We start from the raw sequence: 22,144 nt of genomic DNA, 5'->3' as shown, positions 1-22,144 counted from the left end.
CAGGCGCGAACTCGACTCCGGCCTGCCCGCACGCAGCCAGGTCGTGTCGAAAACGTCGCGACAAACCTGTGCGAGGCCGGCGACGTGATCATCCCGGTGGACGAGGGCGTGCTGAAATCCGCGTCGCTGCTCGTGCCGCTCGCCGATCTCGTGAGCGCGCATCGTGCCGGACCGCGCACGGCCCCGTGTTTTCAAGAGCGTCGGCGTTTTCAAGAGCATCGGCATGAGCCGGCAGGACCTCGTGGGTCGCCACCGATGTCTTCCGCCTCGCCGGGCGCACGTGAGGGGTCGCCATCGTCCACGCGGCGACCCCTCGCCTGCGAACGACCGGAGTCGCGGGATCGGACGACTCGGAAGGTCCGCCATCACGACTCGGATGGCAGAGGGCCTACGAGACCGAGGCTCCCCAACGGATGGACTCACCCGCCCCGGCTATCGACTGGGGAACGCCCCAGGGGTTCGCGTCCCGGAGCGGCTCGGGTAACAGGGCCTGAGGCGCCCCCTGATAGGCGACAGGCCGGAGGAACCGCGCGATCGCGGCCGTGCCCACCGAGGTGCTCGAATCGTTCGTCGTCGCGGGCCACGGGCCGCCGTGCTGCATGGCCGGAGTCACCGCGACCCCGGTCGGCCAGCCGTCGAACAGCACACGACCGGCATGCTCGGCGAGCACGCGCACGAGGTCGCGCAGCACAGCCGGCTCTTCGGCGGCCCCGCGGTGCACCGTCGCCGTGAGGTTGCCCTGGAAGAGCATCGGCACGAGCCCGGCAAGGTCGGTGCCCGCCGCGTACTCGACGAGTATCGAGAGCGGGCCGAAGCATTCGTCGAGCAGCCGGTCGCGCTCGGCGACGAGCGTCTCAGCCCCGACCACGACGATCGTCGGCGTCACCCAGCCCTGGCCGTCGTCGTCGATGCGCACGATCCCTTCCGCGACGACGCGCACCCCTGGGGCGTGCACGATCTCGGAGCGACGTGCCGAGTAGGCGGCTGCGATCCGCGGGTTCAGCAGTCGATGCGAGGCGACGGAGGCCGCGGCAGCCGCGATTGCAGGCTCGAGGCCGTGCCCCGACGGCACGAAGACGAACCCGGGTTTCGTGCAGAGCTGGCCAGCCGACCCGGAGACGCTCGCGACGAAGCCGGCGGCTATCTCGTCGGCGCGCTCGTCGAGGGCACCCTGCGTGACGAACACCGGGTTGACGCTGCCGAGCTCTCCGAAGAATGGGATCGGCTCGGGCCGAGCCGCGGCGACGTCGGCGAGCAGGCGTCCGGCGGCGATCGATCCCGTGAACGAGCCGGCCATGACGCGGGGGTCCTTAAGGATCGCGATGCCCTCCTGCTGGCCGGTGACGAGCTGGAACATCCCGTCGGGCATCCCTGCTCCGGCAAGCGCCTCGGCGACGATCTCGGCCGTACGACGGGAGAGCAATGGATGCCCGGAGTGGCCCTTCACGATCACGGGGCATCCCGCGGCGAGCGCCGACGCCGTGTCGCCGCCGGCGACCGAGAACGCGAACGGGAAGTTGCTCGCCGCGAAGTTGACGACCGGCCCGACCGGCGCGAGATAGCGGCGCACGTCGGGGCGCCGACCGAGCACGAAGTCGTCGTCGGCCACGTCGATGCGGGCATCGAGGTAGCCGCCGTCGAGCACGACGTCGGCGAACAGGCGCAGTTGCACCGTCGTGCGAGCCCGCTCACCGCGCAGACGAACCTCGGTGAGCCCTGTCTCCGCCGCGGCGATTTCCACGAGCTCGTCGGACGAGTCGGCGATGGCGTCTGCGACGGCGACGAGGGCGCGAGCGCGAGCGACCGGTGTCGTGGCTGCACAGGGTTCGGCGGCGGCAGCGGCACGTGCGGCGACGGCTTCGAGATCCTGGGGCGTGGTGGTCATGCGGAACTCCTTGGTCGGCGTTGGGGTGGGATAGGCGGGATGGGACGGGGTGACCTCGCTCGACCGTCTGTGGCGCGCTCGACATCGGTGCCGCGCTTCGAGAGTCTGCAGCGCGGCCCGGAACCGGTGCGGTGCTCCGAGATCGACACGGCCTAGAACTGAAACCCGGTCGGGAAAGGGTCGGCGGGGTCGAGCATGTACTGCCCGACACCGGTGACCCAGGCCCTGCCCGTGATGGTGGGGATCACGGCCGGCCGGCCGTCGACCTCGGTCTCGGCGACAAGCCGGCCGACGAAGCGACTGCCGATGAACGACTCGTTCACGAAGTCACGGTCGAGCGGCAGTTCGCCGCGCGCCCATAGTTCTGCCATACGCGCCGAGGTCCCCGTTCCGCAGGGCGAACGGTCGAACCAGCCGGGGTGGATCGCCATCGCGTGCCGTGAGAGTGTCGCATCCGAGCCCGGCGCGATGAACTCTACGTGGTGGCAGTGGTCGACTCCTTCGATCGAGGGATGACTCGGCGGCGCGGTCTCGTTGATCGCCCGCATGATCGCGAGCCCGGCCTGCACGATGTCCTGCTGCCGCTCGCGGTCGAATGGCAGCCCGACAGCGTCGAGGTCGACCATCGCGTAGAAGTTGCCGCCGAAAGCCAGCGAATAGGGAACGGCGCCGAGACCGGGAACCTCGACGGTCGCATCGAGCCGGTCGACGTAGCTCGGAACGTTCTGGATCGTGACCGAGTCGGCGTGGCCGTCGCTCACGTCGACGCGCGCGATGACGAGACCGGCCGGGGTGTCCAGCCGGATGGTCGTCACCGGCTCCACGACCTCGACCATGCCGGTCTCGACGAGCACGGTCGCGACACCGATGGTTCCATGCCCGCACATCGGCAGGCATCCGGAGACCTCGATGTAGACGACGCCCCAGTCGCAGTCGGCCCTGGTCGAGGGCTGCAGGATCGCACCGCTCATCGCGGCGTGTCCGCGCGGCTCGTTCATGAGGAGCTGGCGGATGTCGTCGAGGTGCTCCATGAAGTGCAGCCGCTTGTCGTTCATCGTCTCGCCCGGGATGACACCGACGCCGCCGGTCACGACGCGCGTCGGCATCCCCTCGGTGTGCGAGTCGACCGCGGTGATCAGTCGCTTCGAACGCATGTGGCCTCCTTGTCTTGCCCCGCTCGCGGGACGTCAGCGGCTCGCGATGTAGTCGAGGGCCTTCCGGGTGTCGCGACGCACCCGCGCCTCGTGCTCGGCGCTCAACGGCCCACGCGGCGGGCGGGTGCGCCCGCCGTAGCTCTGACCCGCGATGTCGATCGAGAGTTTGATGGCCTGCACGAACTCGGTCTTGGAGTCCCAGCGGAACACCGCGACGAGATTCGCATAGAGTTCGCGCGCCTCGTCGATCCTGCCCTGCTTGACCAGGGTGTAGATCTCGACGGCTTCGCGCGGGAAGGCGTTCGGGTAGCCGGCGAACCAGCCGGTCGCGCCGACGAGGAGCGACTCGAACAGCAGGTCGTCGGCGCCCGCGATGACATCGATGTCGCACAGCTCCTGGATCTCGAGCACCCGGCGGATGTCGGTCGTGAACTCCTTGATCGCTACGACGTTCTCGAGCTGAGCGAGTTCGGCTACGAGGTCGGGGGTCAGGTCGACCTTGGTGTCGATGGGGTTGTTGTACAGCATGATCGGAAGGCCGACCTCGTTGACCTTGGAGTAGTGCTCGATCACCTCGGCGCGGTTCGCCCGGTAGATCGTCGGCGGCAGCAGCAGCACGCCGTCGGCGCCGTCCTCTTTGGCGTATTCCGCCCACTGAACGGCCTGGTGCCAGCCGACGCCGTGCACGCCGGCGACGACCAGACCGCGCCCGCCGACGGCCTCGACCGCGACCCGGACGACCTTGCGACGTTCATCGTCTGTCAGCGAGGAGTACTCTCCGAGCGACCCGTTCGGGCCGACGCCGCGGCATCCGTTCTCGATCAGGAAGTCGCAGTGCGCCGCGAAGCTGTCGTAGTCGACGGCGAGGCCGGCCGGAGCCGACGGGTCGGCCTTGAACGCGAGAGTCGTGGCGACGACGACCCCGCCGAGATCGAATTTCTTGTCAGTCATTGTTGTCCCTTCCGTGGACGTGTTGGAGTTACTCGGGTGATGTCGCTGACGGTTCATCGCTCTGCGGCCGGTTCCAGGGCGCGCGCACCTGTCGTTCGGCATCGAAGCCGGCGAGTTCCCCGATGCGCAGGGGCACAGCGATGGGACGACGGTCGATGCTCACGCCGTCGATCAGCCGGCCGCCCACTCGATCGAGCGACCCCCCGAGCAGTTCCTCGACGGTGCGTCCGCACACACGCCCCTGACAGATACCGAGCCCGGCGCGTGTGCTGAGCTTGAGCGAGCGCAGCCCGCTGGAGCAGGTTGCTCGGCCGGTCGTGCGCAGCCGGCCGTACGGCACTTCCTCGCAGCGGCACACGATGGTCTCGTCGGTGATCCAGTCGGTCCAGCCGGGCCGGATGCCGTGGGCCGCATCGATACGCGCCGCGAAGCCCGTGAACGTGCGCCGTGCGCGTACGGCCTCGCGCAACTCCCGATCCCGGAGGTCACCGCCTGCGGCGCAATGGCCGGCGATCCTCCCCTCAGCCAGTGCGGCGTCGACACCGCCGATGCCCGTGATCTCACCGGCCGCATAGACGGCGGCGATGCTCGACTGCTGCCGATCGTCGACGGTAACGAAGTGGCCGGCTCCGATCGCGCAACCGGTGGCGATCGGCAATTCGAGACGTGGGGTGAAGCCGTGACCGACGCAGACCGCGTCGGTCGGGATGCGCCGTTCGGTCCCCGGGATGGGCGACCAGTTCACGTCGACACGCGCGACCGTGACGGCCTCGACCCTGTCTGTGCCGTGGGCGGCCACTACCGCATGACCGAGACGATAGGGGATGCGGTGCCGCACGTGGTTGCCCGCATAGCCGAGGAGTTCGACGGCTTTCTTCGACGCACCGAGGAGTTGCCATGGGCGGGGGAGCCAGCCCCGCACAAGACCGGCGAAACGGCTCGCCTCATAGACACCGAGCACCGTCGCGCCGGTCTGGGCGAGGGACGCCGCGACCGGGAGCAAGAAGGGGCCGGCGCCGCCGACGACGACGCGCTCGCCGACCGCGAGCCGTTCGCCCTTGGCGAAAGCCTGGGCTGCGCCCGCGGTGAAGACGCCTGGAAGATCCCATCCGGGAAACGGCAGCGTGCGGTCGTGCGCTCCAGTCGCGAAGATGATCGCGTCTGGTCTCACCGTGAGTCCGCGACGGGCGCTACCGTCTGCCGGGCCGACGAGCACGTGGACGGAGGCCGGGGCGCCCGTCTGCCGATCGTCCGCGGGCCGGACCTGATCGATCGCCCACACCTGCGCACCCGTCGCAATCTCGCAGCCGGCGTCGGACTCGAGCCGCTCCCGCATGGCGGTGAAAGTCGACCAGCCGTGGTGCAGTGCCGTCTCGTTGCTGGACGGCCGCTCTTCGGGGAGATGCCGCCAGTACTGGCCGCCCAGATAGTCGGAAGCATCCATGAGCGTGACCCGGGCACCCCGTCCGCGCGCGGCGCACGCGGCAGCGAGACCGGCGGGTCCGGCACCGACGACAAGAACGTGATTCATCCGCGCACCGTCGGCAGCTCGTCGCGCTGGCTCTGCACGATGTCTCCGTCACTCGCCCGTCGCTGGCATGCCCGCACGTCGCGTTCGCCATTGACGGTGACGATGCAGTCGAAGCAGACCCCGATGCCGCAGAACAGCCCTCTGGGCGAGTCTTCGGCCGAGGTGCGCCGCCAGGCGAGACGCCCTGCGCCGAGGATCACGCCGGCGATCGTCTGACCGGCGACACCTGCGAGCGGCTCTCCGTCGATCGAGATCTCGATCGGCTCGGGCGCGTGGGGCCGAATGCGGTCCTCGCCGAACGGCAGCACGCGCCCCGCCATCACGCCACCTCCACGAGGTGTTCGCGCAGGGTCGCGCGATCGAGCCTGAACGGCGCGGCATCGATGGGTGGAACCTGCCCGAGCATCTCGGCGACGAGTATCTCGGCCGTCGCGAGCGAGAGGCCGATACCCGCGCCCTCGTGGCCGCTCGCATGCCAGAGGCCTGCGACGCGGTGGTCTGGGCCGATCACCGGCAGATGATCGGGCATGAACGGCCGGAATCCGCCGTAGCTGCGCATGACACTGGCCCCGGCGAGAAATGGAAAGAGACGGAGCGCCTTCGCGGCGATCTCCTGCAGCACGTGCACGCGGAGCCGCTCGTCGAAGCCGATCTGTTCGCGACTCGATCCGATGAGCACCGTCCCGGATGCCGTCGACTCGACGACGCTCGAGGTCTGCAAGGTGGCATCGCCCGATTGGGTCGCGCCGAAGTAGTCTCCGTCGTAGACCTTGTGAAAGATGCGGTGCGGCATCCGGGTGGTGACGAGGACCATGCCGCGGCGGGGACGAACGGGCAGAGAGGTGCCGAGGGCGCGGGCGACCTCCCCCGACCATGGCCCGGCCGCGAGCAGCACCGCCCCTGCGTGCACGTCGCCGTTCGTCGTACGCACTCCGCGGATCCGGCCGGCCGCATCGCGCACGGCACCCGTCACCTCGACGCCGACCCGTATCTCGGCTCCGCGATTGCGGGCGGAGGCGAGGAGAGCCTCGGTTGCGACGACCGGCTGGACCTGTGCATCCTCCGGGTAGTGAACGGCGGCGGTGACCGCGGGGTTGAGGTCGGGCTCGAGGGCGATGGCCTCTTCGACGGCGACCGGCCTGGCGTCGACTCCGGCTGTCCGTTGGGATTCTGCGAAGGCGAGCAGCGGCGCAGCGCCGGCATCCGTCGTGGCGACGACGATGCCGCCCTTCCGCTCGTACTCGAGGCCGGGAAAATCGGGGCCGAGCTCCTCCGAGAGCTCCTCAGCGGCCGAGGGCCAGAGCGAGGCCGCATACTGCGCGAGCCGGAGTTCTGCGCCAGGCCCTTTGTCGGAGACGAGGAGGTTGCCTTCGCCGCGGGCACTCGTGCCGCTCACTGCCGCGCTGCGGTCAAGCAGGGTGACGCGGAGGCCTGCCAGGGCGAGGGAGCGAGCGCAGGCGGCGCCGACGATCCCGGCGCCGACGATGACGACGTCACTGGGCATCCGCTCCTCCTCTCAAGACCATCGTATCAGTAATATGTCACACATTTCATAGAATTCCGGGCACCGCCCATGGCCGCTCGACCGGTCTCAGTTCGCCGAGACAGCGGTCGAGTCGGCATCCACCTCCGGATTCCCCGCCCACCAGCCGACGGCATGATGGATATGACGGTGCATGAGCGCCCGCGCGGCAGCCGAGTCGCCCGTCTTCAGGTAGCCGAGAAGCTCATGGTGCTCAGCCGCCGACTCATCGAGGCGGCTTGACTCGAGCATCGCCGAGAGCCCGACGAGTCGCGTGCGCGAGCGCAGATCGGCGACCATGTCGACGAGGATCCGATTGCCGAGCATTCGGGTAAGGGCCAGGTGGAACCGCTGATCCGCCTCGAGATACGCCCTCAAGTCGCCGGTTCTGGCGCCGAAGACGATCTGATCGGCCAGGTCTTCGAGTTCTGAGAGGTGATTGGTCGGGAAATGGCGGGCGAGCTCTTCCATCGCCGGCGGCTCCAGTAGCTGACGCACCTCGACGAGCTCGCGCAGCACCTCGTCGCTCACCGCGGTGACCCGGAACCCCTTGTTGCGCACCGGCTCGACGAAACCGCGGCCCTCCAAGTCGAGCATCGCCTCGCGCACGGGCGTCGCCGAGACATCGAACTGGATGGCGAGGGTCGGAACGGTCAAGAGCGTTCCAGGAGCCAGCTCCCCCGAGATGATCGCCATCGACAACATGCTTTCGACGTGCGCTCTGAGACTCGCCGGCTGTGCGACGGGCTTGATAGCAGAGATGCTCACGATCTCCTGACCTACTCTCCGTGTGACGTGTCTTGGGCGCGCACCGACTCGATGCGCGCATACCTCGGTCGGATCCGATCGCGCCGATCTGCAGAGAACTGCAGAGCGTTCGACGACATCCTGACCCCCTGTCGTATCACCCAATTATCGCCGTCGAAAGCAGCGTGGCGATGGGACTCGCCAGAAGCGACGATCGTCTCAGGGTTGCGAGCCGGCAGTGGATGCCCTTCTGACCGGCACCATCGGGCGACTACCGCCGGCTCGTGGAACGTCACGGGGATCCGGGTAAGAGGCTGGACGGGGACCCGAGACGCGCGGTCGTCGGCGCCAGCATCCATTGCTCGAGTCCGACGGCGTCGATCGGCAGCGCGTCGGACAGAACGTCCGATCCATGTCGCGTCACCAGGATGTCGTCTTCGATGCGCACCCCGATACCGCGCAGTTCGGGCGGAACCGTCTCGTCGAAGGCGTGGAAGTAGAGTCCCGGCTCGACCGTGAGCACCATGCCCGGAGTCATCGCGCCCCCTTGGTAGGCCTCATAGCTCGACTGGGCGCAGTCATGCACATCGAGTCCGAGATGATGGCCGATGCCGCACACCAGATAGCGACGATGCTGCTGGCCGTGTTCGCTGAGGGCCTCATCGACCGAGACGGGCAGCAACCCCCAGTCGTGCAGACCGGCTGCGATGACCTCCATCGCTGCCCGATGGAAGTCGGAGAAGGCCCGTCCGGGGCGTACCGCCGCCAGGCCAGCACGGTGCGCGACCTCGACGAGATCGTGCACCTGGCGCTGGGCAGGGCTGAAGACGCCCGAAGCGGGAAAGGTGCGCGTGACGTCGGCCGTGTAGAACGAGCGGCCCTCGACGCCCATGTCCAGCAGCACGACCTCGCCCTCGAGCACGGGGCCGTCACAGCGCACCCAGTGCAGGGTGGGCGCGTGCGCGCCGCTGCCGACGATCGTCGAGTAGCCGGGACCGTTGCCGAAGGTGCGAGCATGCCGGTCGAAGGTGCCCTGCAGCCACCGCTCACCCCCCGTGGCGATGGCGGTGGGGATCTCGCCGACGACACTCGCGAACCCGCCCACCGTCGCATCGACGGCACGGCGCAACTCGGCGATCTCCCATTCGTCTTTCACCATGCGCAGTTCGGCGAGCACCCGGCCGAGCTCATGCGACATCCGGATGCCGCGCACAGCCTCGTGCTCCGAACCGGCGTGCCCGGCCAGTAGCACCTCACCCACGCCGCGCAGAGCACCGGCGAGTCGGTCGAGAGAGTGCACGCTCACCCCCAGCGCTTCGGACCAATCGCTCATGCCAGGCGCCGACCCGACCCAGAGCTCGCCGTGGGCGGGATCGGAGAAGAAGCCCGGATCCCCCGGATACGACGGCGTCGGCACGAAGACGACGGCGTCGTGACCGCCGGAGACCGGATGCATCACCACCACAGCGTCCTCCGCCGCGCAGGCGGTGAGCCAGAAGAAGTTGCTGTCCGGCCGGAAGTCGTAGTAGCTGTCGTTGGCGCGCGCGGGCGCGCGGCCCGACGACACCACGATGGTGCGACCCGGAAACACGGCGCTGAGCCGTGCGCGGTGACCGGCCGCCGCCGCGGCGGCTCCTGGCTCGACCGGCGGGGTTCGATCCGGTGTTCCCCATCCTGTCGCCATGTGCTCGAGGAACGCCGGCACACCGACGAGGCGGGGCAGACGCGGGTCGGGCTGCGCGGAGCGCGGCATCGCCGCTGCGGTGGAGCCATGGTCGTGCACGACACCGGTCTGCGAATCGTTCATCGCTTGTCTTCCTCCGTAATCGGTCCGCCGGTCTCGGCGACAAGTTGAACGAGCCTCGGGAAGACCGCACCGGCGTTGATGCCGTCGTGCTCATATTCGTTGGTCACCCACGCTCGCGTGTTCCCCACCCAGTCTGCGGTCTCGAGCTGTAGCTGAGCGTCGACGTACATGTCGTCGTGATAGACCACCGCCGCGAGCGGGACTTCGTTGGCCGCGAGCACCTCGAGATCATAGAGGGCGCGCCATTCCTCGCGCGCGGCGAGCAGGCTCACGGCATCACGGAACGGGCGCAGCGCCCGGATCTCCTCGAACATCCACGGGTACATCATCTCGCCCGTGAACAACAACGGCCTCGCCGTCTCAGCGAACTGCGGATGCCGGGCTCGCTCGGTCTCGGCCGCCCACGCCGTCGCGCCCGTCGAGCCGTAGATGCTCTCCTGCATCGCCGCGAACAGCGGGTTGTCCGCGTAGGAGCTCCGGGCGCCCACCTGGGCGAGGAACGTCTCGCTGAGCTCCCCATCCACCGCACCCGGAAACGCCTCATCGACGAGCCAGTGCAGGCGCTCGAAACCGGGCTTCATCCCGAAGTCGACGCCGAGGCTCTGGAAACGACGGACCGTGAGCACGTCTCCGTCCGGTAGCCGCACGTCGCCGAGGGCGAGACGGTCGGCGATGCGGGCGACGGTGTCGGTGTGATGCGGATACCGCCGGTAGAACTCCCGGTTCTTGCATTCCGTTCGCGGATAGGTGCGCCGATACACCTCGGCCGCGTCGGGACGCAGACTCGCAAGGCCGCCAGCCACATAGCACGTGGCGAGACCCTCTGGAGCCCGCGAGAGGTAGGTGAGCGTGATGAAGCCGCCATAGCTCTGGCCGAGAGTCGACCAGCGCTCCCCGCCGAAGACGGCGCGGCGCAGGTGCTCTGCGTCTGCCACGATCGAGTCCGCGCGGAAGTGCGAGAGATAGTCGGCTTGCGCCGGGGCGGCGCCGACCGCCTCGAGGACCCGACCGTCGACGGGCGAGCTCCGCCCCGTGCCCCGCTGGTCGAGCAGCACGACCCGATGCGTCCTGAGCGCCTCTCCGATCCAGCCGCCCTGGCCTGTCGGACGCGGGCCCTTTCCACCTGGGCCGCCCTGCAGATAGAGAAGGTGGGGAAGTTCGTCGCGACGCCGCGATGGATCCACGAGTTCGCGGGCGAAGACCGATATCCGCGCCTGATCGCGATCGTCGAACCAGTCGAGCGGCACGTCGACGAGGTGGTCGGTCACGTGCATGCCAGGAATCGTATACTCGGCCTGGATCATCGTTGCCCCTCGAACGCGGGAACGATGGCGAGGAGCGGCAGTCCCCTCACCGGACACGTACCCGAGGATCGAGCACGACGTAGAGCACGTCGACCACGATGTTGGCCACGACGATGAACAGCCCGCCGAGCAACACCACGCCGATGATGATCGGTCGATCCTGGCTGGCGACGGATTGCACGGCGAGCGCACCCACTCCCTGCAGTCCGAAAACCTGTTCGATGACGATGGCTCCACCCATCAGAAAGGCGATGTCGGCGCCGAGCTGTGTCACGAGGGGTGTGAGCGTGCTGCGCATACCGTGCTTGTAGACGACACGGAATTCCGTGAGCCCCTTCGCACGAGCGGTGCGGATGTAGTCCTCTCCCATGACCTCGAGCATCTGGCCCCGCGTCAGCCGCGCATACACCGCCGCCGTCACGAGCGCGAGCGTGAACCAGGGCAGGAGCATGTGCCAGGCCCAGTTCAGCGGATTCGGCCACAGATCCACATACCCCCCAGCGGGAAGCAAGGTGAAACCCGCCTGTTTCGGCAGGAAGTACAGGGTGTACAGCAGCACCATTCCGAGAACGAAGGTCGGGAAGCTGAGCCCGATCAGCGTGAAGCCCTGTCCGATCCGGTCCCTCAGGCCTCCCGGTCTCTTGGCCGAGGCGATGCCGATCGGTATGCCGATCGCCAGCCACACGACGACTCCGCCGACGACGAGCGACAGCGTCGCCGGGATCCGGTTCACGATCAGCGGGGCGACCGGTTGCTGGTTGCGATAGGAGAAGCCGAGGTCGCCCTGAAGCGCTTGGCCGAGGAAGGTGAGGTACTGCTGGTGGATCGGCAGGTCAAGGCCCAGGTTCGAGCGGATCTGGACCAGCATCGACTCAGGAGCCTTGTCTCCGGCGATCAGACGAGCAGGGTCTCCCGGCGCCACGTAGAACAGAACGAACACGAATACGCTCAGGGAGAACAGCACCAGTAGCGCGAATCCGAGTCTGGAGGCGATGAAGCGGATCATGCGTTCCTCCTCGATCGTCCGGTCCACGAGAACGAGCGGGGCGCGCTCCGGCGCGCTCGGGGATCGAGCGCGTCGCGCAATCCGTCACCCAGAATGTTGAACGACAGCGTCGCCAACAACAGCGCCGTCCCGGGAACGAGCACGAGCCACCACGCGATGAGGTAGATCGAGCTCGTGGCCGCGTCGGCGAGCATCCCGCCCCAGCTCGCCGCCGGGGGAACGATGCCGAGACCGAGGAAGGACAGAGTGGCCTCGAAGACGATCGCGCTGGGGATCATCATCGTGGTGTAGATGATGATCGGCACGCTCAGATTGGGCAGGATATCGATGAACATCATCGACAACCGGCTCGAGCCGAGCGAGCGGGCCGCTTCGACGAACTCACGTTGACGCAGCGAGAGCACCTGGCCGCGCACGACACGAGCGATGTTCGTCCAGCTGAAGAAGACGATGACGCCCACGCTCAGCGACAGACTCGGACCGAAGACGGAGACGAGCGCGAGCGCGCACAGCAGGAACGGCACGCTCATCACGAGGTCCGTCACCCTGCTGATGACGGTGTCGACCCATCCTCCGAAGAATCCGGCGACGAGCCCGATCACCACACCGATGAACGACGCGGCGAGCGACGCGAGCACGCCGACCATGAGCGACACGCGCGCGCCGTAGGCGAGGCGCACGAGAACGTCGCGCCCGAGGTGATCGGTGCCGAAGAGGAACTCGGCCCCCGGCGCAACCGGCAACCCGTTGGGAGTCAGCCCGATCTCGCGATACTGCTCGTTGGGAGGATGTCCCGTCCATGCCTCGACGAGCGGAGCGCACAACGCGAACAGCCCCAGGAGCACGATGAAGCAGAATGCGCCGACGGCTGCCGGATCACGGCGAAGCCGACGGAGTGTCAGCGACAGGGAGCCACGTTGCGCGACGCGGGATTCGCTTGTCTCGTCGTCGATCGGCGGGTCGAGCAGTGGAACGGTCACGCTGCGACCCCCCGTTCGATCGTGCGCTGCAGGATCCGCGGGGCCCCCGACTCCGGCGATGGCGCGAGCACAGACGCCGCGAGCAGCGTCCTCGTGAACTCCTGGCGGGGGTTCGCGTACAGCGCCTCCGTCTCGGCCATCTCGACGATGACGCCATCGCTCATCACGGCGATTCGATCGCAGATGTGCCGCACGACCGAGAGGTCGTGCGAGATGAAGAGGTAGCTGAGGTCGAACTCGCGCTGCAGTGACTTCATGAGGTTGAGCACCTGTGCCTGGATGGAGACGTCCAAAGCGGAGACCGGCTCGTCACAGATGATCAACGATGGGTTGAGGGCGAGTGCCCGGGCGATGCCTATGCGCTGCCTCTGCCCGCCAGAGAACTCCGAGGGGAATCTGTTGTAGTGCTCGGGATTGAGACCGACGATCTCCATCAGGTGCTGCACGCTCTTCTTGCGATCGGAGCCGCGGGACACTCCGTGGATGCGATATGGGTCACCGATGATCGAACCGACCCGACGCTTCGGATTGAGCGAACCGAACGGGTCCTGAAAGACGAGCTGGACTTCTTTGCGCATCTGCTGCCAGCCGGATCGGGTCAACGACGACATGTCCTTCCCGACGAGAGTCACCGTGCCTTCCGTCGCGGGGATGAGGCCGGCGATGACCCGGGCCAGCGTGGATTTGCCGCATCCGCTCTCGCCGACGAGCCCGAGGGTCTCACCCCGGCGGAGCTCAAGGTCGATCCCCTTGAGCACGTCGACCGACGCACGGCTCCGGAGGAAGCCGCCGCCGCCGAAGGCGAGTCTCACACCCGAGACCGACACGACGGGCTCCTCCGGTGCCAGCCGTGCCGCGAGCGGGCCAGCCAGCTCGGGGGTCGGGGCGAGCACCACTTCATCGGGCTGCGCCAGCGTCACGGGCTCCGGTGACGACGGGGCGTGTTCGAGCCAGCACGCCACCTCGACGGAGTCGTCGTAGACCCTCAGTGGGGGGCGCTGGGCGTGGCAGACGTCCATCGCGTCCGGGCAGCGGCTCGAGAAGACGCAACCGCTCGCCAGCCGCAGCAGGCTCGGTGGGCGGCCCGTGATCGGCACGAGTTCCGATCCCGGCTCGTAGTTCGCCGGGGACGACCGCAGGAGTCCCGCGGTGTATGGGTGCGCGGGGTCGGAGAAGATCGAAGCGCCCGGACCGATCTCCAAACGGTTGCCCGCGTACATGACCATGACCTGGTCGGCCACGCTCGAGAGCAGCCCGAGGTCGTGGGTGATCATGATGACCGTCGTCCCGAACTCCCGGCGCATCGATTCGAGAAGCTCGAGGATCTGCGCCTGCACCGTGACGTCGAGGGCCGTCGTCGGTTCGTCGGCGATGATCAGAGCGGGTCTCAGCACGAGAGCCATGGCGATCATCACGCGCTGGCGCATGCCACCGGAGAACTGGTGCGGATAGCTGTCGAAGCGCTCGTCGGCGTTCGGGATGCCGACACGCTCGAGCATCTCGATCGCACGAGCGCGGGCCGCCAGCTTCGACACCCTCTCGTGAGTGTGGATCATCTCGGTGATCTGACTGCCGATCGAGAAGTACGGATGCAGGCTGGAGAGCGGGTCCTGAAAGATCATCCCGATCCGCGAGCCGCGAATCGCTCGAAGTTCACGCCGATCGAGGGCGAGGAGATCGACGCCTTCGAATAAGACCTCGCCGGTGACCTCGGCACCCGAGAGCAGGCCCATGACGGCTTGAGCCAGAACGCTCTTGCCGGATCCCGACTCGCCGACGATGCCGAACAGCTGCCCGGCCTCGACGGTGAAGGAGACGTCTTGCACGGCATGCACGATGCCGTCCTCGGTGGGAATGCGAACGCTCAGGCGCTTCGCTTCGATCACTGCCACAATTCCGGTCCTCTCCGACGAACGTGCTGGGCAGGGCGATGCACGGCATAGCGCGGCGCATCGCCCCGACCGGTGACTAGCGCGAGATGGACACGTTCGTCCAATCGCCCTGGACGCCCAAGGCAAACGGCTGGAAGTTCTTGACCGCGCTGCTGTGGTAGAGAACGACCTTCGGCGCAGCCAGCGGAACCACCACGGCGTCCTTCATGACCAGCTCGTCGACCTGGCTCCAGTAGTCGGCCACCTCTTTCGGGTCTGTGGCCTGGATCGCCTTGGCTGCGAGGGCGTTGGCTTCGTCGTTGTTGTAGTCGACGTAGTTGTAGGTCTGCGGGGTTCCGTCGAAGGTGAACTGCGGCTGGAACACGCTGCGCGCCGAACCACCGGCCCAGTCGGGAGTCCAGCCGACCGGTGCGACATCCCAGAGGCCGCCCGCCGTGTTCTCCGGGTTCGTCATAAATTTCGAGTAGTAGTCCGCCGGCGCCACAGGCACGAGTTCGATCGTGAATCCCGCCTTCTCGAGGCTGGCCTGGATCGTCTGGGCGATTGCGGGCTCGGCGTTCTGGGTGCGGTACGGCATCTTGATCGAAAGCCCGTCAGGGTAGCCCGCTTCGGCGAGCAGGGCCTTGGCCTTCTCGGGGTCGCCCTTGGAGTCCGGGGTCGGGTACGGATCGAACTCGTGAAAGCCGAGCACACCGGGGCCGAAGATGCCGCTCTGCACCGCAGCGATGTCGGGACCGCCGAGCTGCTGCACGACGGCCGCCTTGTCGACCGCATACTGAATCGCCTGTCGGACCTTGAGGTTCTGAAGCGCGCCACCGTTGTTGCTCGTCTTGGTGTTGATCCACAGGAACGGGTTCACCTGACCACTCGTCAGGGTGAACAGGTTCTCGTCGCCAGCCGCCGTGAGCTGCTGCAACGTTGCGGGGGGGATGGTGATGTCATAGGTCATGTCGCCGTCGCCCGACCGCAGCTGCTGCATGACGGCATCCGCCTGCAAGCCGAAGGTGAGCTGGATCTCGTCGACGTTCGCAGCGCGCAGCGGGTCGGATCCGGCATTCCAGGCCTTGTTACGGACGAGGGTCATCGACTTGTCCGGCACGTGCTCGCTGACCGTGTATGGCCCGCTGGAAATGTAGTTCTCGCGGAACTCCGGAGAATCCGGTTCGTAGTCCAGAGACTCGATCGCGGCCGGACTCGCGGCGGTGAGCGACAACATGTAGATGAAGTCTCCTGCCGGCTCCGTGAGGGTGAAGACGACCGTTTTCGGGTCGCTCGTGTCGATTCCCGTGATGTCGTGGCCTTCGATGTAGTCCTTCATCGCGGGTGCGGTGGGATCGACGTGGACGAATCCCGCGCAGAAGTCGGCCATCCCCTCGACCAGGTTCTGGAAGTAGCTGAGTGATGAGGATCCGAGTGCGGGGTTGCACATCTTCTTGACGCCGCGCTCGATATCTTGGGAGGTGATCTGCCGAGGACCGTCCGGCGCATCGAAGTTCGCGCCGTCGCGAATCGTGAAGGCGTAGCTCAGCCCGCCATCGCCCGGCTCGGGAACCTCGGTCGCCAGGTCGCCCCGTGCGACGATCCTGGTGCTCTCATCCGTCGACGCCTCGTAGCTGATGAGCTGCCGCGAGACGGCGCGCAGGAGGTTGTTGCTGGAGACGAGGGCGGCGGAGGTGGGGTCGAGATGGTCGATGTCCGCCGTGCCGAGGATATTGAGCGTGCCCCCCTTCGTGGTGCCGCCCTCGGCAGGGGCTCCTGCCGTGCTGCAGGATGTCGTGGCCAGAGCCACAGCGAATGTCAAGATGCCGAGTGCGACCGGCGTGGAGCGAGTGAGTTGCATCGAACCCCCATGGGTTGTAAGCGTGCCCAGGCCAGGAAAGCCAAGTAGTGGGTGACATATTACTCACAAGATGATCGCCATTGTCAACCATTCGGCCCGATCGTGTGCACGTGGAAACAAGCTGTTAACACGTTCGGCTCCGTCGCGCCCTGACGGCCGTCGGCGGTGCCGGCCTCGAGCCGGCACGAGAGGCCGTCTTCGCCGGCTCCATCGGGCGACTATTACCGGCTCACGAGAGGTGAGCACGCGACAGACACGAGAGGGAGAGGGAGCAGGGAAGGAGCGGACGACGGAAGAACCCGGCTAAGGAAGGATCTGCACTTCTTTCCAGAACGCGACGTAGTTGCTGAAATCCCGGCCGACCCGATCGATCGCCGAAGCGTGGATCTCGGGATACGACCAGGCGCGATCCTGCAGTGCGGCACCGCCGTCGCTGACATCGAAGTACTGGCAGTCGCCCTTCCACGGGCAGGTGTACGGCGTGTCGCTCGCCGACAGATACTCGGCTTTCACGCTCGCCGGGGGAAAATACCAGTTCCCCTCGATCTTGATGAGCTCGCTCTCGGGCGCCTCGGCTATGACGACATCGTTCAGAACCGCTTTCATGGTGTTACCTCCGAGCAGAGGCAACGCAACGCGACCGGTTCTGATTCCCGAGCAGCGCGGTTGCCGCCTTGACGGCTCAGCGCTGCGCTACCTGGAGCAGGGTCACGACGTCGAGCGCGTCCACGAGACCGGCCGACCGCGTCGCCTCCTGATTCCCGCCGCTCACGGCGAGCTCCCGCGCAGAGCCGCAGGCGGTGACGAGGTGGCCCACCGCTCCGCGCAATCCCGTGAACGCCGCACAGGCGGCCGCGGCTTCCGGCGAGGAATGGTCGAGCCCGAGACGGGCGAGCGCGTCGACGACCGCGCCTGCGCCGAGCAGGTCCTCGACGGCGAAGCGGATGCCGCCACCCGCCTCATTCCCGCCCGCGGCGACGATCGCGACCGTCGCCCTGCGCCCGAGCCGCACCTGGGCGTCGAGCACGAATCGGGCCGCAGCAGAGGCCGTGGTGAGGCCGCCGCCGATCACGGCCGGCCCGTCCGGCATCGTCGAGGCGGGCATCCGAGAGTCTTCGCGATCCTGCAACACGTCGACCCAGACGATGACGTCCGCCCCGTCGGCGATCCTCGCCGCCCCCACGGCACCCCAATCGAAACGTACCTGGTAACAGCTCTGCCCGTGAGGGGCGGATACGGATTCGGCGATCACCAGGCCATCGTATTCGCCTGGCGGCGGCTCGGACTCAACTCCCCCGGACCTCGACATCGTAGCGGGCGAGCGCGTCGGCATCGTTCGCGTGCACGATGGCGCGGCGCGCCGTGTCGAGCGCGGCGACAGGGTCGGACTCCGCCTCGGCGAGCATGAGCTGGCGTTCGGCCTCTGCCAGGCGTGTGCGGGCGGCAGCCCCGACAGCACTGCGCCGCGCCGCGACGTAATCCCTCGCCACGACGATATGGCTGCGCGCCGAGACGAGCGCACCGGCCAATGCCTGCCGAGCATGCTCGAGGCGGTCCTGTTGCCCCCGCGCACCGGCCGTGGCGGTGTCGAGGCGGGCGATGGCGTCCCTCAGGCCGTCGAGCTCCGCGAGCGGATCCGGCAGCCGGCCAGCGGGAGCGTGAGCGTGAGCGGCGAGCAGGGCGTTCGCGTCGTCGATCGCCGCATTGAGGCGCGCGGCCTCCGAGGCGTCGTCGTGTGTGTCCCGCACGGCTCGGGCAGAGACGATCCCGTCGCGCAGTTGCACCGTCGCCCCGGCGAGCGCGACCTCGGCCGCCGTGAGCTCTCCCGCAGCCCTCTCGAGGGCGTCGAGGGCCTTCCCGGCGCGGATCGTGTCGTCGCGCGCCGAACGCAGTGTGTCGGCGACCGGCTGGGCCGTCCCGTCCGCGATGCGCGCCGACGACGCATCCAGGTGCCCGCTAGCCGAGACGATGAGGCTCGTCGCCTGATCGAGTGCCGCCTCGAGGGGCACAAGTGCCGACGGCGCATATCGCTCCTGAAAGCGAACGACGGCGGCGCGCGACTTCTCGGAACGGGAATCGGTCGGCCGCAGAAGCGCACGGATGGCCTCGAGCTCATCCGGCGCGGCGCGCTCGACGGCCCGGCGGGCGCGGAACTGCGCGTCCTGATGCACGAGCGCACTCTCGACCGACTCGCACAGCTCGACGATCTGCTCGTTCCGGCGACGACGCTGTTCCCGAGTGTCCGGCTCGTCGTCGTCGAGTCGTTGCTGCACCAGGAACGCCTCACGCAGACGACGACGTGCGGTGCCGATGGCCGCACGGTAGTCGACGACCTCCGCCTCACCGAACTGGGCGAGGGCGAACGCGAGTTCGTCCTCGCTCTCCTGCACGCGATTGTCGGCACGTACGAGCATGCTGCCTGCCTGGCGCTGCAGTTCCAGCAAGGCCGCATCCGCCGCCTCGCCACGACGTGCCCCGCTACGGCGCAACGCGACGATACCGGCCACCGCACCGGCGAACGCGACGCCGAACACCAGGAGCGAGGGCAACCACCAGAGCGCTTCCGACATGAACAGGAGTTTAGTTGGCGGGTCTGTCGCCCGCCTGGGCGTCTCCCCGGCTCTGCACAGACGGACGTTCTAGCCTCGAGGCATGAGGGTGCTGCTGAAGCTCGTGCTCGATTGCGATCCGGATGCCGCCTGGCGCGCCATCCGCAGCCCGGCCGTGCTGCGGGAGGTCGTGACGCCGTGGCTCGACCTCTCCTCACTGGAGCCGGGCGGGTTTCCAACGCAATGGTCAGAGGGTGAGCACCGCGTGCGTGCGCTCGCATTCCGCAGCCTGCCCGTCGGAGACGAGGTGATCGACCTGAGTTTTCCCACCGCGCTTTCGCCCGGCGTGCGCATGATGCGTGACGGAGGCGGTGGCCGCAGCGGCATCATGGCCGGCTTGCGGGATTGGGACCACAGGATGGCGGTCTCACCCGATCCTGGCGGCTCCGGTGGCACACTTTACCGTGACCGCCTGATCGTGCGAGCAGGGGTTCTCACCCCGGCGATCTGGTACTCGATCTGGGCGTTCTGGCAATGGCGCGGCCACCGCCTGCGGCAGCTCGCACCGAGCTGGTCCTTTGAGCCGGAGCTCAGCGATCGTCCGCAGACGGCGGTCGCATCTGCTCACGGATGACGTCGAAATCATGCCTGCTCAGCTCGATCAGTCCGCGTCGTAGCTGGAAACCCCAGTTCGACGATGCGCTCGTGAAGTCGAGCACAGGCAGGAGCGGTCCGATCGGAGCCGCGACCGCGGCGTGGTCGTAGTCGACGCGGCGGCGCCACGGGCGGAACGTCTCTCCCGAGGCCGTCGTCATGGCCGGACCGTCTGTCGCCTGATAGACCTCGCCGGCGGCGACGCGTCCGATCGCGGTGAACTCGCGCAACCGCTCTCCATCGGGAAAGCTCGTCTTGGGCGAATAGTAGACGAGGCCGTCGCTCTCGCCCAGCCGGGAGATCGACGACCTCGAGCCATGGTTGAGTTGCGCGATGCCGAGCGAGACCCCGCGCAGCACATGCTCGCGCTGCACGACTCCGAGCCAGTAGCGAATCGCCATGAGTCGATTGTGGTGCATGGCACCGACATCGCTGGCCACACACACCGTTCACCGCGCTGTCGACCACTCAGGCTGCACGAACGGCTAGCCTGACCTCATGACTACGACGCTGGGGGCTCTTCAGGTGTCCGATTGGCGCCGCCGGATGTTCGGGCTGTATGCCGGTGTCCGGCAGCTCAGCGTGCACGATCCGGAGGCCGGACACCAATTGTGGCGCTCCGGACGCGACGAGCTCTTCGCCGGCCATGCCGCATCGCCGCTGCTGCCCGACGATCGGGCGGCCTTCACCGGTCTGCCCGTCGCAAGCTACGACCCGGACTGGCGTTTCGAGCTCGAAGTGCATCGCACAGAGGAGCCGCATCGCATCGAGGTCGAGACGGGTACTGACGGAACCGTGCCATTCTCGCTCGTCGGCAGCGTGCGCATCCCTTACCTCGGGACCCTCGACGTGTGGCGTCTCGCCAGCTATGGCGGCGGACTCTTCCTGCCGGTCAAGGACGCGCTGGCGGGGATGCCGGGTGGGACGTACGGCGGCGGGCGCTATCTCATCGATACCGTGAAGGGCCACGATCTCGGCGCGGGCGCCGATGACGACACGCTCGTGCTCGACCTCAACTTCGCGTACAACCCCTCGTGCGCCTACGACCCGTCGTGGGCATGTCCGCTGGCTCAGACAGGCAATACGATCGGCCTGGAGATCCCGGTCGGCGAGCTCTACCACACCGTGTCCTGAGCGACGAAGGCCCCCGCGCCCTGGGAGCATCCTCGGACCTGGATCCTCTGGACCGGGACAGGGTGGGGTGGGGCCTGCCTCGCCGACCCGAACGGCTCGGCAGACCCCGGAACGTGCATCCGGGGGATGGACGTGCGGACCAATCGTCGCATGCCCGAGCGGCGGCACACTGCAATGTCGCTAAGCGATTCGGCGCGTCGCGATCGTCGGGCTATCGCGATCGCCTTCTCACCAGACGAGAGGAGCCGGAGAAGCCAGGAAGCCGGACGGGATTGGCCACCGAGCGGCATCCTCGACCCCGATACGGCCGCGCAGCACGTTTAGGCGGCGAGACAGAACGCTGCCGCCGAATGCTCAGTCGACGACGAGTGTCGTCGTCACCGGCGTCGGGTTGGCGAAGAGGTCGAGCACGGGGCAGTGTGCGTCGACGGCGGCATGCAGCTCGCGGTAGCGTGCCTCGCTCTCCGGCCCGCTGACCTTCACAGTGATCCGCACGGCGGCGAAACCGGGACGCACGGTGTCGTCCAGGCCGAAGAAGCCGTGTACGTCGAGATCTCCCTCCGCACTCGCGTCGATGGTGTCGACGACGATGCCGAGGTTGAGCGCCCAGACCCGATAGGTGACCACCTGGCAGGAGATGAGCGAGGCGAGCGCCACCTCGACGGGATTGGGTGCCGCGTTGTCACCGCCGAGACCGGCCGGCTCGTCGACCTGGAACGTGTGCTTGCCGGTGCGGATCGTGGTTCCGACGGAACCGACGCCGCTACCATCGGCGGAGAACACGAGCTGCGCCTTCGCTGGCTCGGTTTTGAGAGTGTTCACCCAGTTCGTCGCGACGGCGGCGAGCCGCTCGTGGCGCTCATCCTGCGTGATCGGGGGGACTGTGGCAACGCTGGCGCTTGTCATGGCTGGCTCCTCTGGGGGGTGGGGATGGAAAGGGGTTCTGGTGCCTGGGCAGTCAGGCTACGGAGGTATCTCTCCCCTGGGAATGCCTGCGCGTCACGCGGCGTCATAACACCGGCGGTCTTCCACCCGGTCGGTCCCTCAGAAAGCGTGACGGAGGACCACAATCGGGGACCCGACTCCGAGGACAGAGAGCCCATGTCCCGCCGGCTCTCCACACCCACTCCGGCTCTCCACACCCACTCCGGCTCTTCACACGAAGAGAGGCACCCGAAGGGAAGGGAG

At 67.7% G+C, this 22,144-nt stretch carries 20 protein-coding genes; 2 read left to right on the top strand and 18 right to left on the bottom strand.

The genetic code is table 11. The annotated features are described in order from the left end of the window. Positions 1-388: 388 nt before the first annotated feature. From ACFQB0_RS12005 to ACFQB0_RS11930, 16 genes are all read right to left on the bottom strand, one after another. Entirely contained in the window at positions 389-1,885 is a 1,497-nt protein-coding gene (locus ACFQB0_RS12005) for an aldehyde dehydrogenase (NADP(+)) (RefSeq protein ID WP_386731872.1), read from the bottom strand. A gap of 152 nt (positions 1,886-2,037) precedes the next feature. After that, positions 2,038-3,039: a proline racemase family protein gene (locus ACFQB0_RS12000; RefSeq protein WP_386731870.1), complete on the bottom strand. Its 1,002-nt coding sequence runs from the start codon at positions 3,037-3,039 to the stop codon at positions 2,038-2,040. Positions 3,040-3,072: 33 nt separating this feature from the next. Next, entirely contained in the window at positions 3,073-3,990 is a 918-nt protein-coding gene (locus tag ACFQB0_RS11995) for a dihydrodipicolinate synthase family protein (RefSeq protein WP_386731867.1), read from the bottom strand. A 28-nt stretch (positions 3,991-4,018) separates the two neighbouring features. After that, complete coding sequence (locus ACFQB0_RS11990) at positions 4,019-5,521, bottom strand: FAD-dependent oxidoreductase (protein ID WP_386731865.1); 1,503 nt, start codon at positions 5,519-5,521, stop codon at positions 4,019-4,021. Beyond that, positions 5,518-5,841 carry a (2Fe-2S)-binding protein gene (locus tag ACFQB0_RS11985; RefSeq protein WP_386731863.1) on the bottom strand — a complete coding sequence of 108 codons (324 nt, stop codon included), beginning with the start codon at positions 5,839-5,841 and terminating at the stop codon, positions 5,518-5,520. The genes ACFQB0_RS11990 and ACFQB0_RS11985 overlap by 4 nt, the downstream gene beginning before the upstream one ends. Then, entirely contained in the window at positions 5,841-7,025 is a 1,185-nt protein-coding gene (locus ACFQB0_RS11980; protein ID WP_386731861.1) for an NAD(P)/FAD-dependent oxidoreductase, read from the bottom strand. Before ACFQB0_RS11980 ends, ACFQB0_RS11985 begins: the two co-directional genes overlap by 1 nt. A gap of 87 nt (positions 7,026-7,112) precedes the next feature. After that, complete coding sequence (locus ACFQB0_RS11975; RefSeq protein ID WP_386731858.1) at positions 7,113-7,811, bottom strand: GntR family transcriptional regulator; 699 nt, start codon at positions 7,809-7,811, stop codon at positions 7,113-7,115. Between the two features lie 271 nt (positions 7,812-8,082). Beyond that, positions 8,083-9,597 carry an aminopeptidase P family protein gene (locus ACFQB0_RS11970; protein WP_386731855.1) on the bottom strand — a complete coding sequence of 505 codons (1,515 nt, stop codon included), beginning with the start codon at positions 9,595-9,597 and terminating at the stop codon, positions 8,083-8,085. Continuing rightward, a complete protein-coding gene (locus ACFQB0_RS11965) occupies positions 9,594-10,901 on the bottom strand; it encodes an alpha/beta fold hydrolase (RefSeq protein ID WP_386731853.1) in 1,308 nt (435 codons plus the stop codon). Before ACFQB0_RS11965 ends, ACFQB0_RS11970 begins: the two co-directional genes overlap by 4 nt. A gap of 46 nt (positions 10,902-10,947) precedes the next feature. Then, positions 10,948-11,907 carry an ABC transporter permease gene (locus tag ACFQB0_RS11960; RefSeq protein WP_386731851.1) on the bottom strand — a complete coding sequence of 320 codons (960 nt, stop codon included), beginning with the start codon at positions 11,905-11,907 and terminating at the stop codon, positions 10,948-10,950. Beyond that, positions 11,904-12,887, bottom strand: a complete 984-nt coding sequence (locus ACFQB0_RS11955) for an ABC transporter permease (protein WP_386731848.1) — start codon at positions 12,885-12,887, stop codon at positions 11,904-11,906. Before ACFQB0_RS11955 ends, ACFQB0_RS11960 begins: the two co-directional genes overlap by 4 nt. Further along, the gene (locus ACFQB0_RS11950) at positions 12,884-14,779 is read right to left on the bottom strand and encodes a dipeptide ABC transporter ATP-binding protein (RefSeq protein WP_386731845.1); all 1,896 of its coding nucleotides are present in this window, start codon (positions 14,777-14,779) and stop codon (positions 12,884-12,886) included. Before ACFQB0_RS11950 ends, ACFQB0_RS11955 begins: the two co-directional genes overlap by 4 nt. Before the next feature lie 76 nt (positions 14,780-14,855). Then, positions 14,856-16,619 (bottom strand): ABC transporter substrate-binding protein, encoded by a 1,764-nt coding sequence (locus tag ACFQB0_RS11945; RefSeq protein WP_386731842.1) that lies wholly within the window; start codon positions 16,617-16,619, stop codon positions 14,856-14,858. Between the two features lie 303 nt (positions 16,620-16,922). Further along, positions 16,923-17,225 (bottom strand): DUF427 domain-containing protein, encoded by a 303-nt coding sequence (locus tag ACFQB0_RS11940; RefSeq protein ID WP_386731840.1) that lies wholly within the window; start codon positions 17,223-17,225, stop codon positions 16,923-16,925. A gap of 76 nt (positions 17,226-17,301) precedes the next feature. Then, a complete protein-coding gene (locus tag ACFQB0_RS11935) occupies positions 17,302-17,871 on the bottom strand; it encodes a hypothetical protein (RefSeq protein ID WP_386731838.1) in 570 nt (189 codons plus the stop codon). Positions 17,872-17,905: 34 nt separating this feature from the next. Further along, complete coding sequence (locus tag ACFQB0_RS11930) at positions 17,906-19,189, bottom strand: hypothetical protein (RefSeq protein WP_386731835.1); 1,284 nt, start codon at positions 19,187-19,189, stop codon at positions 17,906-17,908. 82 nt (positions 19,190-19,271) lie between these two features. Between ACFQB0_RS11930 and ACFQB0_RS11925 the strand changes: the two genes are divergently transcribed. Next, the gene (locus tag ACFQB0_RS11925) at positions 19,272-19,802 is read left to right on the top strand and encodes a hypothetical protein (RefSeq protein ID WP_386731833.1); all 531 of its coding nucleotides are present in this window, start codon (positions 19,272-19,274) and stop codon (positions 19,800-19,802) included. Here the strand turns inward: ACFQB0_RS11925 and ACFQB0_RS11920 are convergent. Continuing rightward, positions 19,759-20,223 carry an EVE domain-containing protein gene (locus tag ACFQB0_RS11920; RefSeq protein WP_386731831.1) on the bottom strand — a complete coding sequence of 155 codons (465 nt, stop codon included), beginning with the start codon at positions 20,221-20,223 and terminating at the stop codon, positions 19,759-19,761. The genes ACFQB0_RS11925 and ACFQB0_RS11920 overlap by 44 nt on opposite strands. A gap of 97 nt (positions 20,224-20,320) precedes the next feature. On the opposite strand from ACFQB0_RS11920, the gene ACFQB0_RS11915 reads away from it, so the two are divergent. Then, positions 20,321-20,956 (top strand): DUF1684 domain-containing protein, encoded by a 636-nt coding sequence (locus ACFQB0_RS11915; RefSeq protein WP_386731830.1) that lies wholly within the window; start codon positions 20,321-20,323, stop codon positions 20,954-20,956. A 354-nt stretch (positions 20,957-21,310) separates the two neighbouring features. On the opposite strand, the gene ACFQB0_RS11910 is transcribed toward ACFQB0_RS11915, so the two are convergent. Continuing rightward, entirely contained in the window at positions 21,311-21,862 is a 552-nt protein-coding gene (locus tag ACFQB0_RS11910; protein ID WP_386731827.1) for an OsmC family protein, read from the bottom strand. Positions 21,863-22,144 lie beyond the last annotated feature (282 nt).

The sequence above is a fragment of the Luethyella okanaganae genome (assembly GCF_042660285.1).
GTDB lineage: Bacteria > Actinomycetota > Actinomycetes > Actinomycetales > Microbacteriaceae > Luethyella > Luethyella okanaganae.
This window is presented reverse-complemented; position numbering and strand designations above follow the sequence as displayed.